General features: G+C 40.5%; 16 protein-coding genes and 1 tRNA gene. 7 read left to right on the forward strand and 10 right to left on the reverse strand.

Going from position 1 to position 15,894, the window contains the following annotated elements:
- Position 1: 1 nt before the first annotated feature.
- Positions 2-77: transfer RNA gene (locus tag AAEY98_RS19610), tRNA-Phe, on the reverse strand.
- 1,009 nt (positions 78-1,086) lie between these two features.
- Between AAEY98_RS19610 and AAEY98_RS19615 the strand changes: the two genes are divergently transcribed.
- Entirely contained in the window at positions 1,087-1,644 is a 558-nt protein-coding gene (locus tag AAEY98_RS19615) for a cytochrome b (protein ID WP_182745080.1), read from the forward strand.
- A 117-nt stretch (positions 1,645-1,761) separates the two neighbouring features.
- Entirely contained in the window at positions 1,762-2,337 is a 576-nt protein-coding gene (locus tag AAEY98_RS19620) for a YceI family protein (protein WP_351018985.1), read from the forward strand.
- Positions 2,338-2,427: 90 nt separating this feature from the next.
- Here AAEY98_RS19620 and AAEY98_RS19625 read toward each other — a convergent pair whose 3' ends face one another.
- Positions 2,428-2,706: an oxidative damage protection protein gene (locus tag AAEY98_RS19625; protein ID WP_101086395.1), complete on the reverse strand. Its 279-nt coding sequence runs from the start codon at positions 2,704-2,706 to the stop codon at positions 2,428-2,430.
- 33 nt (positions 2,707-2,739) lie between these two features.
- The gene (mutY, locus tag AAEY98_RS19630) at positions 2,740-3,813 is read right to left on the reverse strand and encodes an A/G-specific adenine glycosylase (RefSeq protein ID WP_351018988.1); all 1,074 of its coding nucleotides are present in this window, start codon (positions 3,811-3,813) and stop codon (positions 2,740-2,742) included.
- 234 nt (positions 3,814-4,047) lie between these two features.
- On the opposite strand from mutY, the gene trmB reads away from it, so the two are divergent.
- The 5 genes from trmB to AAEY98_RS19655 all read left to right on the forward strand — a co-directional run bounded on the left by trmB (position 4,048) and on the right by AAEY98_RS19655 (position 8,686).
- Complete coding sequence (gene trmB, locus AAEY98_RS19635) at positions 4,048-4,764, forward strand: tRNA (guanosine(46)-N7)-methyltransferase TrmB (protein WP_351018991.1); 717 nt, start codon at positions 4,048-4,050, stop codon at positions 4,762-4,764.
- 35 nt (positions 4,765-4,799) lie between these two features.
- Complete coding sequence (locus AAEY98_RS19640) at positions 4,800-5,126, forward strand: YggL family protein (protein ID WP_101086398.1); 327 nt, start codon at positions 4,800-4,802, stop codon at positions 5,124-5,126.
- 6 nt (positions 5,127-5,132) lie between these two features.
- Positions 5,133-6,047 (forward strand): glutaminase B, encoded by a 915-nt coding sequence (glsB, locus tag AAEY98_RS19645; protein WP_101086399.1) that lies wholly within the window; start codon positions 5,133-5,135, stop codon positions 6,045-6,047.
- A 474-nt stretch (positions 6,048-6,521) separates the two neighbouring features.
- A complete protein-coding gene (locus AAEY98_RS19650; protein WP_351018994.1) occupies positions 6,522-7,334 on the forward strand; it encodes a YggN family protein in 813 nt (270 codons plus the stop codon).
- Positions 7,335-7,744: 410 nt separating this feature from the next.
- On the forward strand, positions 7,745-8,686 hold the full coding sequence (locus AAEY98_RS19655; protein WP_101086401.1) for a LysR family transcriptional regulator: 942 nt from the start codon (positions 7,745-7,747) through the stop codon (positions 8,684-8,686).
- A gap of 454 nt (positions 8,687-9,140) precedes the next feature.
- On the opposite strand, the gene AAEY98_RS19660 is transcribed toward AAEY98_RS19655, so the two are convergent.
- The 7 genes from AAEY98_RS19660 to proC all read right to left on the reverse strand — a co-directional run bounded on the left by AAEY98_RS19660 (position 9,141) and on the right by proC (position 15,740).
- Positions 9,141-10,997, reverse strand: coding sequence for a DUF885 domain-containing protein (locus AAEY98_RS19660; RefSeq protein ID WP_351009542.1), 1,857 nt, complete (start codon positions 10,995-10,997; stop codon positions 9,141-9,143).
- A gap of 201 nt (positions 10,998-11,198) precedes the next feature.
- The gene (gene hemW / locus AAEY98_RS19665; protein WP_101086403.1) at positions 11,199-12,338 is read right to left on the reverse strand and encodes a radical SAM family heme chaperone HemW; all 1,140 of its coding nucleotides are present in this window, start codon (positions 12,336-12,338) and stop codon (positions 11,199-11,201) included.
- On the reverse strand, positions 12,339-12,992 hold the full coding sequence (gene rdgB / locus AAEY98_RS19670) for an RdgB/HAM1 family non-canonical purine NTP pyrophosphatase (protein WP_162024381.1): 654 nt from the start codon (positions 12,990-12,992) through the stop codon (positions 12,339-12,341). It lies immediately after the preceding gene.
- 313 nt (positions 12,993-13,305) lie between these two features.
- On the reverse strand, positions 13,306-13,704 hold the full coding sequence (locus AAEY98_RS19675) for a DUF4426 domain-containing protein (RefSeq protein ID WP_351019071.1): 399 nt from the start codon (positions 13,702-13,704) through the stop codon (positions 13,306-13,308).
- 113 nt (positions 13,705-13,817) lie between these two features.
- A complete protein-coding gene (gene yggU / locus AAEY98_RS19680; protein WP_101086406.1) occupies positions 13,818-14,117 on the reverse strand; it encodes a DUF167 family protein YggU in 300 nt (99 codons plus the stop codon).
- Positions 14,118-14,137: 20 nt separating this feature from the next.
- The gene (locus AAEY98_RS19685; RefSeq protein WP_101086407.1) at positions 14,138-14,686 is read right to left on the reverse strand and encodes a YggT family protein; all 549 of its coding nucleotides are present in this window, start codon (positions 14,684-14,686) and stop codon (positions 14,138-14,140) included.
- Positions 14,687-14,921: 235 nt separating this feature from the next.
- Positions 14,922-15,740 (reverse strand): pyrroline-5-carboxylate reductase, encoded by an 819-nt coding sequence (gene proC, locus AAEY98_RS19690; protein WP_351018999.1) that lies wholly within the window; start codon positions 15,738-15,740, stop codon positions 14,922-14,924.
- Positions 15,741-15,894 lie beyond the last annotated feature (154 nt).

Genomic DNA, 15,894 nt, shown 5'->3' on the forward strand with positions numbered 1-15,894 from the left:
ATGGTGCCCGAACCCGGAATCGAACCAGGGACACGAGGATTTTCAATCCTCTGCTCTACCGACTGAGCTATTCGGGCAACTAACTAAGCGTTAGTTAATCACTGCAGACTAGGTATTAACTTGGTAATCAATGCCTGTCTCGTCTGGAGTGCGCACATAGTATAGTGATGGTTTTTATCGTGCAAGTGGTTTTTCAAATGTTTTTACTCGTTCGGCTAGTTAATGTGCAAACTGGTGGTTTTTTATCGATTTTTAACGCTAAAAGTAGTTTGTAAGTGTTAATCGGTAAGAATAAAGTCGTAGAAGTTTGCTGACGATTAAATAAAATAACGAAAGAGAAACCAGAAAATTGAATTCGTCATTTGTTTTTTGCTCAGCACTAGACCCGTTTGATTTTTAACTTATGGTTAGTGTCCTCGCTTTAATTGCAAGTTCAAGAACGGTAAGCTTGAGTTGTTAGGCCGATGAACAACTTATTTACATGTCAATGAGTGAACTTTTTGTAGCGTCGTTTCTCATAATTTATGTGAGCTGAAATGTTAGGGCATTTACTCAACGGGATAGAGGTGCTTCGGATATGGTTATTTAAGGCCTTAAGATCTTTCAAGATCAATTTTAACGTTAACTGTGGTGACTATTGATACCAGACAGAGCTATGGTATGTCGTTATTCGTTATTCAGTAAGCATTAAGCATTAAGCAGTAAACAGTAAGCGATAACGCAGTAGAAAGAAGCCACAAACGCTGCCCGAAGAGTTCAGTTTAATCTTTATAGAATATGTTTGTTACAGTGCATAAGCGTAGTGAGAGACTTAATGTCTAACACTGCGCTGTCTTTTAATATAAAAAACTAAGCCGTTTATCTTGAAAATATTTAGCCAAGAAAGATTAATACATCCTAGATGCTATTTGATAATTAATGACTACAATTGAGACATGTTTAATGAGTAGTTGCTTAATTATTTGGTTGTTCGCTATTTTAATACCTGTTACTTCTATTTTATAGAACGATTTCGGCTATTTTTACTGATTTTCTTTCCTAAAATTAACGTTAAAATGTTGTGACTTTTTTAGAGGAAAGTAAGACATGTTAAAGAACACTTCAGCTGGCTATGGCTTAGTAACCATTTTTTTCCACTGGTTGTCCGCCATCGCAGTTATTGGTCTATTTAGTGCAGGTTATTGGATGGTAGATCTTACCTACTACAGTAGTTGGTACCAAACTGCGCCGCATCTGCATAAAAGTGTCGGTTTGCTTTTACTTGGGTTAACGCTATTAAGGTTAGTTTGGCGAGGGATATCACACACTCCGAGCCCATTATCGAATCATCAGCCTTGGGAAAAACGCTTGGCAAAGTGGGCTCATACTGTTCTTTATACGCTAATGTTACTCATTATGAGTTCAGGAATTATGATTTCGACAGCCGATGGTCGAGATATTTGGATTTTTGACTGGTTTGCCGTGCCATTTCCTAATGCTTTTATTGATGATCAAGCTGATATAGCGGGGTTAATACATCAATACCTTGCCTATAGCTTAATTGGCTTGGTTGTGTTGCATGCAGCTGGTGCGATTAAGCATCATTTTATTGATAAAGATAACACCCTTAAAAGAATGCTGATGCCAAATCGTATTAGCAAATAATCGAATTGTTTAACCGTTGAATTGTTAACCGTTGAATATATTAACCGTTATGTTTGATGAATATATCAATACCTCTTTATATATCTACTTGTTATTAACTTAAAGGAATAAAAAACCATGAAAAAACACCTTATAGCAGCACTTATCAGTGCAACGTTTATGTTACCTGTTGCTGTTAATGCTGCCGACTATGTTATCGACACTCAAGGTGCGCATGCATCAATTCAATTTAGTGTAAGCCATTTGGGTTATAGCTTTGTGGTTGGGCGCTTTAATGAGTTTTCTGGCGACTTCAGTTTCGATGCTGACAAAGTCGCAGATGGCAAAGTGAATGTTAACATTAATACTAACAGTGTTGATTCTAATCATGCCGAGCGTGACAAGCATTTACGCAGCGAAGACTTTTTAAATACCAGTAAATTCCCTGAAGCCTCTTTTTCATCAACCTCGATTGTTGATAAAGGCAATAACCAGTTTGTGATTAATGGTGACTTTACCTTAAATGGTGTGACAAAGCCGTTAACCATTGATGCCGTTGCTATTGGTGAAGGTAAAGATCCATGGGGTGGATATCGTGCTGGTTTTAGCGGCACAACCACTTTTGCGATGAAAGATTTTGGTGTCAAAATGGATTTAGGTCCAGCTTCTGCTAACGTTGAATTAGCATTGGTAGTGGAAGGCGTTAAACAATAAGCTGTCGGATTTAGTCATTGATAACCAAAAACAAAGCCGCTAAGTTAAGCGGCTTTGTTGTTTAATATAGTTATCTATTATATTACTAGGTTATTCATCTTCAGCAGGTGGAACATAGCCTTCAATTTCAACGTCTTTACCTTCAAATAAAAAGTGAGTCATTTGCTCTTCAAGAAATTTGCGGTCATCAACATTCATCATATTGAGCTTTTTCTCATTAATGAGCATGGTTTGTTTCTTTTGCCATAAGCCCCAAGCTTCTTTACTGATATTGTCAAAAATACGCTTACCTAATTCGCCTGGGTAAAGCTGAAAATCTAAGCCGTCAGCTGATTTGTTTAGGTGTTGACAGTGAACTGTGCGAGCCATGTGATTCCTTACTAACTTTAATTACACTAAAAACTAATATGTCGCGAAAAGTACGGCTAAATTAGCCAAAATACGTTCTGTGGCGGCTGCCAACCCGACTTTCGCAGGTTGCTCTATGTTATACCAGAGAGCCGGGGTTTGTTCCATGATGCCTGTTGCTTGATCGACAGATAGTTCAACTAATACTGGTTGAATATCAAGATGGAAATGACTGAATGTATGCCTAAACCCAGCAAGCCCTTGTTCTGACGCTGTCAAATTATGCAACGTTAAATAATCTTCTAATTCTGCTTGCTGTTCAAATTGCGGAAAACACCATAACCCCCCCCAAATACCTGCAGGTGGGCGTTGGATAAGCTGAACTTTTACAGAATCTCCGCTGTTGTCGACTAATACCAGCATAAAAGCTGATTTTTCTGGTGTCACTTTTTTAGGTTTTTTACCGGGATATAGACTTTGATGACCCGTCTGTTGAGCCACACAATCAATTGCTACAGGGCAGGCTGCACAATTAGGTTTACTGCGAGTACAAACACTTGAACCAATATCCATCATTGCCTGGTTAAACTTTTCAACGTTTTTGGCAGGTGTGAACGTATCGGTTAATTGCCACAATTGTTGTTCAACGTTTTTTTGCCCTGGCCAACCTTCAATAGCACCATGTCGGGCCAATACTCGTTTTACATTACCGTCTAAAATAGGGTGGTGTTGACCGAGCGACAAGGATAATACTGCGCCAGCAGTTGATTTACCGATTCCAGATAACGCGAGCACATCATCAAACTGAGTAGGAAACTCGCCATTAAAAGCATCACGAATATGTTGGGCTGCTTTATGTAAATTGCGTGCTCTGGCGTAATAACCTAGGCCAGTCCACAAATGCAGCACCTCATCTTGATGAGCATTAGCAAGATCTACCACGCTGGGGAAACGCGCCATAAATTTTTCATAATAGGGAATAACCGTCGCGACTTGGGTTTGCTGGAGCATGATCTCCGACACCCAAACACGGTAAGGCGTTTTATTGATCTGCCAAGGCAGTGATTTACGACCATGTAGGTCATACCAAGCGATGATACGCTCAGAAAATGGAGTCAGATTTTTCATGGGCGCAGTGTAGCCATAGCCATTTTATTACACAAGTGGCACTGCTATTTTAAATCACACGTTTGCACTAAATTAGCGTAAACATGTGCAATGAGTTTAGGTATAATGCCCAACTGATTTTAAAATTGATCTATCACAGATAGCAAATGCGTAATGTGTTGATAAAGAGTGGCAGCCTAACGGTTAGACATTTAGTAACACAGCACAACAAAGTACGTAGACAATGAGGCAAAGATGAGCGACGTTACCACAGCTGAATTTAACGAAGACGGTAAGTATATTCGTAAAATCAGAAGTTTTGTTTTACGCGAAGGCCGTTTAACCAAAGGCCAATCTCAAGCAATTGAAGCACATTGGCCATCAATGGGACTTGATTATACTCCACAAGCATTGGAGTTAACTCAAGTGTTTGGTCGCGATGCTGATACCGTGTTAGAAATCGGTTTTGGTATGGGGGCATCATTAGTCCAAATGGCAAAAGCTGCCCCAGAGCAAAACTTTATTGGCATAGAAGTTCATAAACCTGGTATTGGTACGTGTCTTTCTGATGCCGGTGCAGCTGAAGTGACTAACTTACGTGTATATCATCATGATGCAATGGAAGTGCTAGAGCACAGCATTGTTGATGGTTCACTCGAGCGCGTACAATTGTTTTTCCCTGACCCATGGCATAAAAAACGTCATCATAAGCGCCGGATTGTACAAGCTGAATTTGTACAACTTATCCGCCGTAAGCTTAAAATCGGTGGTGTATTTCATATGGCAACCGATTGGGAAAATTACAGCGAGCATATGTTAGAAATAATGAATGCAGCAGAAGGTTATAAAAATCAATCAACAACTGGTACAGTTGTCGAACGTCCAGAGCATCGTCCGCTTACCAAGTTTGAAGCAAGAGGCCACAGACTCGGTCACGGCGTATGGGATATCATGTTTGAGCGTACTGCTTAATCACAACTATACTTTCAGCAATCGGAGAATACACCATGGCGCAAAATCGTAGTCGTCGTTTACGTAAAAAATTACGAGTTGATGAGTTTCAAGAATTAGGCTTTGAAATCAACTGGACTTTTGATGAGTCGGTATCTGAAGAAGATATTGATAACTTAGTTGATCAGTTTCTTGTTGAGGTCATTGAACCTCGTCAATTAGGTTTCCACGGTGGTGGACACAAGCAATGGGAAGGTATTATTGCTACCCAAGCTATCGGTAAATGTACTGATGAAGATACCGCAGCAGTGAATGCATTCTGGAAAGACAAGCCAGTTTCTAACCTCGAAGTGAGTGATTTGTACGATATCTGGTGGGGTTAAGCTAAATTGCCTGAGCAATTATTACTTCAACAAGCCGTCGATAAAGTAAGATCGCTATTGGGTAAAGGCAAGGTTGCAGGATATATTCCTGCGCTTGCCTGCGTTGACCCTAACAAAATAGGGATTGCCGTTACTACCCTTGATGGCCAAACAATTGGTGCCGGTGATTACCTTGAGCCTTTTTCAATTCAAAGTATTTCTAAAGTCTTTAGCCTTACTCAGGCACTTAATTTATATACTGAAGATGAAATTTGGAGTCGTGTGGGTAAAGAACCCTCAGGGCATTCATTTAACTCGCTGGTACAGGTCGAATTAGAACGCGGTAAACCTCGCAACCCTTTTATTAATGCCGGTGCGCTAGTTATTGCTGACTTGTTGCAAGCCCGTTTAGGGGCGCCTAAGCATCGTATGCTTGAGGTTGTGCGTCAATTGAGCCAGAACCCGACGTTAGCCTACGATAAAGTTGTGGCGGATTCTGAGTTCCAGTTCAGTGCACGTAATGCATCTATTGCCTATTTAATGAAGTCATTTGGTAATTTTGAAGGCGACGTCAATACCGTACTTAAAAGTTATTTTCATTATTGTGCATTAAGAATGAATTGCGCTGACTTGTCCCGTGCGATGTTCTATTTGGCTAATCGCGGTAAGACACTCGATGGTGACAGCTTAGTTTCGCCGGTGCAAACTCGGCAACTCAATGCATTACTGGCGACATCTGGATTATACGATGGCGCAGGAGAGTTTGCTTATCGAGTAGGTATGCCCGGTAAAAGTGGCGTGGGGGGCGGCATTATTGCGGTTATTCCTGGTGATATGTCTATTTGTGTGTGGTCACCTGAGCTAGACAATAATGGTAACTCGCTTGCGGGCACAGCCATGTTAGAACATTTAAGCCAACAGTTAGGCCGTTCAATTTTTTAGTTTATACAAGGGCTAATCTTTCGCGGTTAACGTTGTTCGACCTTAACGTACTCACTCTTTGTATATCAAATCTGAATCTATAATATTGACTCAAAACGTTTAAAAGTCATTTTACTGCCCACTTGGGCAGTTTTAGTGGCTTCTTTTCGCCTAGGTTATTGCTTACTTATCTAGAACAGCCACACGTCGTATACGCTTACTTGTCTAGCAAAATACAAACTGCAGTAAAATTCATCCTGAAGCTCAGCTGGCCCTAGATAGATTAATTATTATTGAGATTGGTAAAATAGACTATTTATTGGTTTATTTTACGAATACACTTCCGCTATTGTATATTCATTAGCTTATATATTGTCTTATTTTATCATTAATCTATTAAAAGTCATGTAGTTATAACTATTGGCATAGCTTGTGCTTTATAAAGCTCATATACGAGCTAATTATTGATATATGTATAGCAAAAGGATTTTTATCATGACCAAACAGAAGTTGATTTGTAGTGTAGCGTTAACCAGCATGTTATTCACAGTAGGGGCGCTAACTCCCGCCATGGCAAAAATGTCCATTAATGATGAAAAGTGCAATGTGACATTAAACTATGACGTTACTGTTGAACCAAAAAAATTGCAGATTAGTGATAATGGATCCGAGAAATATCGCGTTGAACTCGATCAACTATATGTAGACGGTAAAAAAGTCACCTTAACCGCTAAACAACAAACGTTACTCACTCAATATTCTGATGAGCTATCTCGTCAAGTACCTGAGGTAATTTATTTGGTTGGTGATGTTGTCGTAATAGCATCTCAAGCAGTCAATATGGCATTAACCCCAATATTTGGCGACGCCACTGGTAGCCAAATTGATAAGCTAATGACAGGGATTCAAACACGCATTGACACCATGGCGTATCAGCAAGGCGATAAGTTTTATTTAGGTTCAACAGACTCTTCAATTGAACATGCATTTAATGAAGAGTTTGAACAAGAGATAGAACAAATGGTCACCAACTCAATGGGATCATTAATGATGACATTAGGTAGCCAGATCATGTCTTCTGAAGGCGGTTCATTTGAAGAAAAAATGAATACCTTTTCACAAAAAATGGACAATGTCGGTAAAGACATCGAGCAACAACTTGAGTCGCAATCACAAGGCCTTGAACAACGAGCCGATAAAATTTGTGATAATTTCGAAGGATTATTAGTGTTAGAAAGCCAAGTGCGTAAATCCATACCAGAACTTGCACCTTATACATTGGCCAAGCTAGGCGAGCTAAAAGAGTAAATTTATTTTGTTCAACCTGTCTTCCCGGACACCTGACCTTCCCCTGTGCTCTTTTTGAAGACACAGGGGCTTTTTTTTGGGGCCAATTCTAGCTGGTTTACCGCTATAGCTCGTGTTGCTTTGTTCTGATAAAAAAATTGTCAATTATAAATATAGAGCCATAGAGGCTTTTTTTGTTATACTCGTGAGAATTATTACAAAATTACACTCTACTTTAGATGTGGTTATATTTCAGAATCTTCATTTGTTAGTGTTGATTAAAGATATTAGTTTGTTTTGATGCTCATTTGGCAGCAACAATCATAATATCTGAGTGTCGATATTGATGCTAAGCAAGGTTTAGTTACCAGCAATGGCTAACAGATATCTGAAATTTTTATTAATGTCGTAACCAGCTTAAGGCGACTTTCATGTTAGAACTGTTAGAACCTATCGCAATTTTTACTCATGTTGCACGTGCAGGAAGTTTTAGTGCTGCAGCCAGACGTCTTGGCATTTCTAAATCTAAAGTAAGTACTCAAGTTGCAGATCTTGAACATAAACTTGGTGTGCAACTTATTCAGCGTACAACCCGCAGTTTAAGCCTTACTGAAGCCGGTAATTTATTGTATCTACAAGGTGAAGAACTCCTTCGTGATGCAGAGCAGGCCGTTTCAAGTGTTCACAACTTAAATGATGCAACTCGTGGTGTATTAAAAGTTGGGATATCACAATCATTTGGCACCATGCACATTATTCCAGCTTTACCAGCATTTATGGCAAGGCATCCAGAGCTTGAACTGCAAGTGAGCTTACTTGATCATAAAGTCGATGTTGTTAGTGAAGGCTTAGACCTATTGTTAACCATGTCTGAGCAATTGCCGCTGGGTATGGTGGCAAGACCGTTAATGAAATGTCAGTTCTTGTTAGTCGCATCACCGGGTTATATTGCCCAACATGGTAACATTAGCCGCCCAGAGCAATTGGTTGAACACAATTGTTTGGTGTATCAAGGTGAGTGGCATGAGCACAGCATGTGGCAATTTAAAAAGGGTGAAGATTATTGCGAAATAGGCGTATCAGGCAATTTCCGTGTCGATAATGCGCCAGCATTGAAATCGGCCGCAGTAAGTGGTTTAGGCATTGTCTATTTAGCCAGTTACTTAATGGAAGATGAAATCGCTCAAGGAACATTGATTCCTTTGTTACCTGATTGGCAGTTGACTCACAATCTTCCATTACAAGCTGTGTATCCTCGTCGTAAACATCTAGCTCCAAAAGTCAGTGCGTTCATTGATTTTATTAAAACGCACATCAGCAGCCCACCTTATTGGGATGCTAAGTTCGATCATTTGTATAAACTTCGTAAGTAAAAGTGGAAACATTATTTCAAATTTAGAACAAAGCCGCAGCTTGCCTTGTGGCTTTGTATTAAGTGGCTGATTTTAAAGTGCTTAAGGTGTTGATTGATTAGTTTATTAGTAAGTTGCTAATCAAGGGTTTAGCAATTTACATTTGTTAACTAGTTGAACTCTGTTCTGATATCAATACAATAGTGCTCAGTTGATTCGAAATGATTTGAACCCTACGTTTTTCTGAGAAATGACCCCTTTTCAGTGAGATGTACAAATCGGCAAGGTAGCAAATTTTGAGTCAGTGTTGGCAATGGTTTTCGAACTAAAATAATGCCAACCTTAAAACCATCATCCTAATTTATTTGGTTTACCCCAGACTTTGTTCTGGGGTTATTTTTTTGTGGAAATTGATAAAGCAAAACGGCAACCTGAGGTTGCCGTTTTATGTTTCGAGTGGATTAATGATTAAAAATTACAGCGATTGAACCTGCTTAATCCACTTATTTACTTGCTCTTCAAGTATGTCTAATGGCAATGGTCCATTTTTAAGGATTACAGTATGAAATTCGCGAATATCAAACTTGGCTCCTAGCGCCTTTTTAGCCTGCTCACGTAGTTGTAATATTTTAATCATACCTACTTTATACGCAGTAGCTTGTGATGGCATAACAATATGGCGTTCGACCATTTTTATCGCATCAGACTCAGCGTTTGGAGTATTCTCAACGTAATAGGCAATAGCCTGCTCACGAGTCCACTTTTTAGCGTGTATCCCAGTATCAACCACTAAACGGCATGCGCGCCATAGCTCCATCGATAAACGACCAAAGTCAGAGTATGGGTCGGCATATAAGCCCATTTCCTTCGGGAAATATTCTGAGTAAAGTCCCCAACCTTCAATATAAGCAGTGTAACCGCCAAATTTACGGAATTTTGGAATGCCTTGCAGTTCTTGTGCAATAGCAATTTGCATGTGATGTCCTGGGATCCCTTCATGGTAAGCAAGCGCTTCCATCTGATACTTTGGCATCGCTTCCATTTTGTATAAATTAGCGTAATAGCTTCCAGGGCGAGAACCATCTGGTGCAGGTTGATCGTAAAATGCTTTACCTGCTGATTTTTCTCTAAACGCTTCTACCTTTCGTACCACTAATTCGGCTTTAGGCTTAATCGTGAACACTTCGTCTAAACGAGACTCCATAGTATCGATCAGCGATTTTGCTTGGGCGAGATATGCCGTTTTGCCTTCATCAGTTTCTGGGTAATAAAATTGCTTATCATCGCGCATGAACACAAAAAACTCTTGTAAGCTGCCGGCAAAGTGTACCTTTTTCATAATGACCCGCATTTCATCATGAATTCGCTTAACTTCAGATAAGCCAAGATCATGGATAGTGTCTGCGGTCATATCGGTTGTAGTGGTGCGGGCGAGGGCGTTATTGTAAAACGCTTCTCCGTCAGGCAGTTTCCAGGCTCCATCTTGAGTATCGGCTCGAGCTTCAAGTGACTTGGTATAGGTGATTAACTGCTCATAGGCAGGTTTTACCTTAGTAAGCAGAGCCTGTTTTACTTCGACTAATAAGGCTTGTTTGTTGCCATCAGTTATATCGAGTTTATTTATCTTACGGTTTGCGTCAGCCCATAACGCGCTGTCTTTTCCAGTCTCTGTAAATGGGGCGCCAGTGATAATGTTTTTACTATCGGAAATTACATATGGGAAAACAAATTTTGGCGCGATAATATGCTTTTTAGCGCGAATTTCTAATGAGGTTTCTAATTGTGCAAGTAGTGTTGGTATGCCGTTCAAACGACTAATATAAGCTTTAGCATCACTTTCATCGGTTATTTGATGTTGGTTAATCAATAATGAAGCCACCACAGAATGGACGCCATACATTTGGTTAATCGGATAGGTGTGATAACGCCATTTATCGTCGCTAATACTGTGCTCTAAGCTGGCCTTCAACAGTTCATAACTGAGCGCAGCTTGTTCATTTAATTTATTGGCATCAAGGCGAGTTAATCTTATTAGTTGCTGTTTACTGCGGGCTAAATCAGCATCTGCAGCAGCATCAGACAAGTCATTCCACTTGCCGTAATCTTGTTTGATGCCCAGGTAAGTTTGGTTAACCGGATTCGCCATTACATTTTCCATAAAAATGGCTTCAAACAATACGTTGGCTTTTTCTGATTCAGTTTGTTGGCTTGATGTCGCTGTACTTTCTTGTTGGCTCAATTGCGGCATGTTGTGCAAGTTCGCAATGGCTGATGCGCTTAATAAGCTTGATAATGCGACAGCAACGAGAGTTGTTTTAGTTTTAATAGACATTGATATCTTCCCAAAGTACCTAAGTTATAAGCGCATATCCTAATCAAGCTTTGCCTAAATGTGTGAATAGAAATGTTAGAAAGTGTGTATTTAAGGTAAGTAAATTGTGGCGCTAGAAGCAGATTTTTGATTATTGACTCGCAGTTAACGGTTGAAAAAGAAAACCGCGAGTCATATTATTTTATTCAATCGACTGGTAAATTAAATAAACTGAGACAGCAAATCATTTACAAACATGTGGCCTTTGGACGTCAATTGCCAATGCGTTGTGGTTTCTGTCAATAATCCCCGTTCAATTGATTTTTGCATTCCTTGTTTTACTACCTCTGCAGATTGGCCTGTACGCTGCTCAAATTCAGTTTTAGGGATTGGAGTCATCAACCTTAGACGGTTCATTAAGTATTCTAATGGGCGGTCTTCTTCAACGACATCTGTGGTTTCAAAGGTATATTTATCTGCAGCGAGGTAGCCTTTAGGGTGCTTTATTTTTACGGTACGTACAATCCGATTTGAGCCGGGCAGGGTTATTTTACCGTGGGCGCCGCAACCGATGCCAAGGTAATCGCCAAATTGCCAATAATTAAGATTATGGCGACATTGGAATCCAGGTTTTGCATAGGCTGATATTTCGTATTGCTCATAACCTAATGCCGCTAAGCGCTGCTGACCTTGTTCGTATATTTGCCACAGGTTTTCATCGTCTGGTAATTGTGGCGGTTTTGAATGAAACAAGGTGTTGGGTTCAATGGTGAGTTGATACCAAGAAAGATGCGGTGGAGCTAAAGCCGTTGCCGTGTCGATATCGTGCATGGCCTCGTCAAAGCTTTGGTTCGGTAAACCGTGCATTAAGTCGAGATTAAAACTTAAATAATCTGCTTGCTTGGCTTTTTCTGCCGCCACTTTGGCTTCATCCTCATTATGGATGCGTCCCAACAGATTAAGTTTTTCTTTTGAGAAACTTTGCACTCCAATAGATAAGCGCGTGACACCCGCTGCGCGGTAAGCACTAAAGTCGTCGTGCTCTAATGTGCCAGGATTGGCTTCCATGGTGATTTCAATATTATCTTCAAAAGGGATTAACGCTTGCGCGCCTTCAAGTATGCGTTGAATTTGACTAGCATCAAATAACGATGGCGTGCCACCGCCGATAAAAATGGTATGCACCTTTCGACCTTGAACATACGCCAAGTCTTGTTTTAAATCTTCTAATAATGCATCGACATATTGTTGCTGTGGTAACTCGCCGTTTTGGCCGTGGGAGTTAAAATCGCAATAAGGGCATTTTTGCACGCACCAAGGAATATGGATATACAAGCTAAGTGGGGGTAATTGCAATATCATTTATTGGTGGCCGCCAGAAGTATTGTTCGATGTACTGTTCGATAAAATGATACCTTGAGCTTTCATGGCACTCACTAATAACTCAAGTGCTTTGCCTCGATGGCTATGGGCATTTTTCTGTTCACGAGTTAGCTCTGCTGCCGAGCACTCAAAACCTTGCGGAATAAATACGGGATCATAACCATGGCCTTGCTCGCCTTGTGGAGCATGGTTGATTGTCCCTTCCCATGAAGCCTGGCAAATAATAGGCGTAGGATCTTTTGCATGACGCATATAAACCAGTACGCATTGGAAACGGGCACTTCGAAGAGTTTCACCTTGCAATGCATCAAGTAGCTTGAGGTAGTTGCTGGTTTCGGTTGCATTGGCTCCTGAATAACGGGCAGAGTAAATCCCTGGTTGGCCTTGTAGTGCATCAACTTCAATACCTGAGTCATCTGCAATTGCCGCTTTACCGGTTATTTCAGCGGCATGGCGAGCTTTAATGATGGCGTTCTCTACAAATGTAGTGCCTGTCTCTGCAACCTCTGTCACGTTAAATTGATTCTGTGGTAATACTTCAATATTAAATGCTGTCAGCATTTGATCAAATTCGGCAAGTTTGCCTTTGTTGCCACTGGCAAGAACAATTTGTTGTTTAACTAAGGTATGCATAAGTTTTTAGATGAGGGTAAATTTGCCGTCATTATACTCTAACTACCCCGCGATAGGCTATTGCAAGCGATGACAAGCGGTAACGGCGATGAAAGCGATATCGATCGGTAACAGCGATGAAAAGCGATAACAAGCGGTAACAGCGGTAGCAAGAAGTAATGGCGTTAACAAACGATAGCAAGTATGACGAGCGAGCGCTGCACTTTTTGCTTGTATAGGATCTAGCCGCGAAGCGTCCTAGCAGCGCAGCGCTCTAGGCTCTTTCGCTCTAGGCTCTTTCGCTTGTCATCGCTCGTTATCGAGATTTTAGGCCTTAATCTACATAGAATTTTTGTTTGAATTTCAATGAGGTGTTTAGCTGGTTGCCGTGCTTAATGGCAATGGTAAAATTGACATCTTGATCATCACGATAAGGCACTTCTGCGATGTAATAGATGGATTTCCCTTCGCGAATTTCTTTAAAATCCAGAGTTACGCGGGCATCAATTAAGTTATTGGCGATTCCTGAAATTTCAACTGGGACAGCAGGGTGTCCTTCTAGATTCGTATTGAGCACGGTAATGTTCACCAATCCATTGTAACTACTACGTTCTATTCCGTAGGTTTTTGCTATTTCTGGGGTAATAAAGGTACTACTGAGCGCCATGTAATGAATATCAAAATTACCAACTTGTTGTTTTTGTTCTGCTTGAGCGAAGCCGATACTGGTCATCGTTATTAGTGACAACAATAATATTTGTAATAATGGGCGACATAAACGCAATGATTGGAACATAATTTAGTCCTTAGCGGGCATGAGCTATAACGTTATTATAGGAGAAACAGTCACAAAAGGGCGGCTATTTCAGGCGGAATAATCTGCGGTTGGCATATTTTAATTTGCTTATGACGACCTTGTTCACCCTTAAGGATATGAACCTGACTTTTGGCCACTTTACAGGCTTTTGCAAGGTATTTAGACAGATAAGCATTTGCTTTACCGTCAATCGGTGGCGCTGTGATAGCTATTTTTAATTCGTTACCATGCAAACCGACAATTTGATCGCGGCTGGCTTTGGGTTGTACATACACAAAAAGCAGCAAGTCACCTTGCTGCTCATCGTTAATATAGCTGACTGGATTCATTAGTTAGATTTGTTCGACATCTAAATAATTGACCAAAACGGGATATATTGCGCACACAACATATTAATGAAATTCATCGCAATAAATACCACTAATACAGATAGATCTAAGCCACCAATAGCGGGTAGCACTTTGCGTACTGGCGCTAAAATAGGTTCTGTTAATTGGGTCATCACCATCACAATTGGGTTATAACCTTGGTTGAACCAACTCAATACTGCGCGGATAAGTAACATCCAAAAAAGTAACACGCCAGCTTGTTTTACGACAGAGATCACTGAGAATAATAACAAGGTAACAATATCTACAGTTGCCCCTGCAATGAAAGTAAGCACTAACATTTTGACCAACACGACAATCAGTGCCAGTACCATTGATGAAGTATCAAAACGTCCTACAGACGGTAATAGTCGACGCATTGGTGCGATAATCGGTTGTGTCGCTTTAACCACAAATTGGCTAAATGGATTATAAAAATCCGCTCTTGCAAGCTGTAGCCAAAAACGAAGAATGACGATCATTAGGTATAAGTCAAACAGAGTGTTGACTAAAAAACTCATTGCATTCATGTATGTTGCCTTACGTTGATGTGATTTAGTGCTTAATCTTGTACTTACATTAGAGCGCAGATTAGAGTGTGAATTAGCACTGAAATTAACTGCGTCAATATTTAACTGTACGACTAACTGAGTTAACAATATAACGGATTATCACTCAGATTTGGTGTTTATAAGCTTAGTTTTACGCAACTATTTTACACCAAAGAGGTTAACCGTAAGTTAAATAATCGTTCATCTCATAACGTTAGAATGTTTTAGCCATTTCTTGGGCTCTAGCAACGCAGTTTGTCATGGCTTTATCGACCAATTCGACTAAACCGCCTTGTTGAAACGTTTCAACGGCTTTAGCTGTAGTTCCGCCCTTTGACATAACATTTTGACGCAGTTCGGTTACCGATAACTGTTGGTTTTGTATCACCATCTGCGCGGCCCCCAAAGCGGCTTGCTCGGCAAGGAGTCTTGCTTTGTCTTCAGCCATCCCCATGTTGACGCCAGAGGCGATCATTGACTCGATAAACAAGAAGAAATAAGCCGGAGAGCTGCCTGCAAGGGCTATCACTTGATCTAATTCCGCTTCTTTATCAACCCAAACCACTTTACCGCCGCTTTGCATTAAAGTTTCACAAATCCCTTTGTGCTCGGCAGAAATACTGTCATCGGCATAAATACCTGTCATACCATAGCCAATTTGAGTCGGAGTATTAGGCATAGTGCGAATAAGTTTGATAGGTTGTTTAAAGTAGACTTGATAACGAGACGCTGGAATACCTGCAGCGATAGTGATGATTAACTTATTGGTTAAATCCAGTGAACTTAAGTCTTCACAAACCGTTGCCATTAATTGAGGTTTTACGCTTAACACGATGACATCGGCAGTTTGTGCCGCTGCATGATTATCGTGGGAAACTTGAATCGCAAAATCGTGCTGCAACGCATCCAATTTACCCTTGCTTGGATTGGTTGCATGAATAAGGTCACTAGGATAGCCATGCTTAACTAAGCCACTAATAATGCTACGAGTCATATTGCCCGCACCGATAAAACATACTTTTGCTTGAGTCATTAAGTCTGTATCCAATTAAAGAGTGAATTTATGTCCAACTGCAGTGTATGTTACCTAATTCAGCCCTAGGACGCTACGCTTCTAGGTTCTAGGGCGGACTTCGTCCTGCTAGGCCGCAGCGCGAATAGAGCGCTTCGCTTCTAGGAACAGCTTC

This window comes from Shewanella sp. AC91-MNA-CIBAN-0169 (genome assembly GCF_040310165.1).
Classification (GTDB): Bacteria; Pseudomonadota; Gammaproteobacteria; order Enterobacterales; family Shewanellaceae; genus Shewanella.

Excerpts from the sequence above, each read along its gene's own strand:
- AAEY98_RS19685 (WP_101086407.1), bottom strand. The coding sequence starts at position 14,686 with ATGAATGCAATGAGTTTTTTAGTCAACACTCTGTTTGACTTATACCTA.
- AAEY98_RS19675 (WP_351019071.1), bottom strand. The coding sequence starts at position 13,704 with ATGACCAGTATCGGCTTCGCTCAAGCAGAACAAAAACAACAAGTTGGT.
- AAEY98_RS19650 (WP_351018994.1), top strand. The coding sequence starts at position 6,522 with ATGACCAAACAGAAGTTGATTTGTAGTGTAGCGTTAACCAGCATGTTA.
- AAEY98_RS19640 (WP_101086398.1), top strand. The coding sequence starts at position 4,800 with ATGGCGCAAAATCGTAGTCGTCGTTTACGTAAAAAATTACGAGTTGAT.
- AAEY98_RS19620 (WP_351018985.1), top strand. The coding sequence starts at position 1,762 with ATGAAAAAACACCTTATAGCAGCACTTATCAGTGCAACGTTTATGTTA.
- hemW (WP_101086403.1), bottom strand. The coding sequence starts at position 12,338 with ATGATATTGCAATTACCCCCACTTAGCTTGTATATCCATATTCCTTGG.
- AAEY98_RS19615 (WP_182745080.1), top strand. The coding sequence starts at position 1,087 with ATGTTAAAGAACACTTCAGCTGGCTATGGCTTAGTAACCATTTTTTTC.
- AAEY98_RS19625 (WP_101086395.1), bottom strand. The coding sequence starts at position 2,706 with ATGGCTCGCACAGTTCACTGTCAACACCTAAACAAATCAGCTGACGGC.
- trmB (WP_351018991.1), top strand. The coding sequence starts at position 4,048 with ATGAGCGACGTTACCACAGCTGAATTTAACGAAGACGGTAAGTATATT.
- yggU (WP_101086406.1), bottom strand. The coding sequence starts at position 14,117 with ATGAATCCAGTCAGCTATATTAACGATGAGCAGCAAGGTGACTTGCTG.
- AAEY98_RS19660 (WP_351009542.1), bottom strand. The coding sequence starts at position 10,997 with ATGTCTATTAAAACTAAAACAACTCTCGTTGCTGTCGCATTATCAAGC.
- AAEY98_RS19655 (WP_101086401.1), top strand. The coding sequence starts at position 7,745 with ATGTTAGAACTGTTAGAACCTATCGCAATTTTTACTCATGTTGCACGT.
- rdgB (WP_162024381.1), bottom strand. The coding sequence starts at position 12,992 with ATGCATACCTTAGTTAAACAACAAATTGTTCTTGCCAGTGGCAACAAA.
- proC (WP_351018999.1), bottom strand. The coding sequence starts at position 15,740 with ATGACTCAAGCAAAAGTATGTTTTATCGGTGCGGGCAATATGACTCGT.
- mutY (WP_351018988.1), bottom strand. The coding sequence starts at position 3,813 with ATGAAAAATCTGACTCCATTTTCTGAGCGTATCATCGCTTGGTATGAC.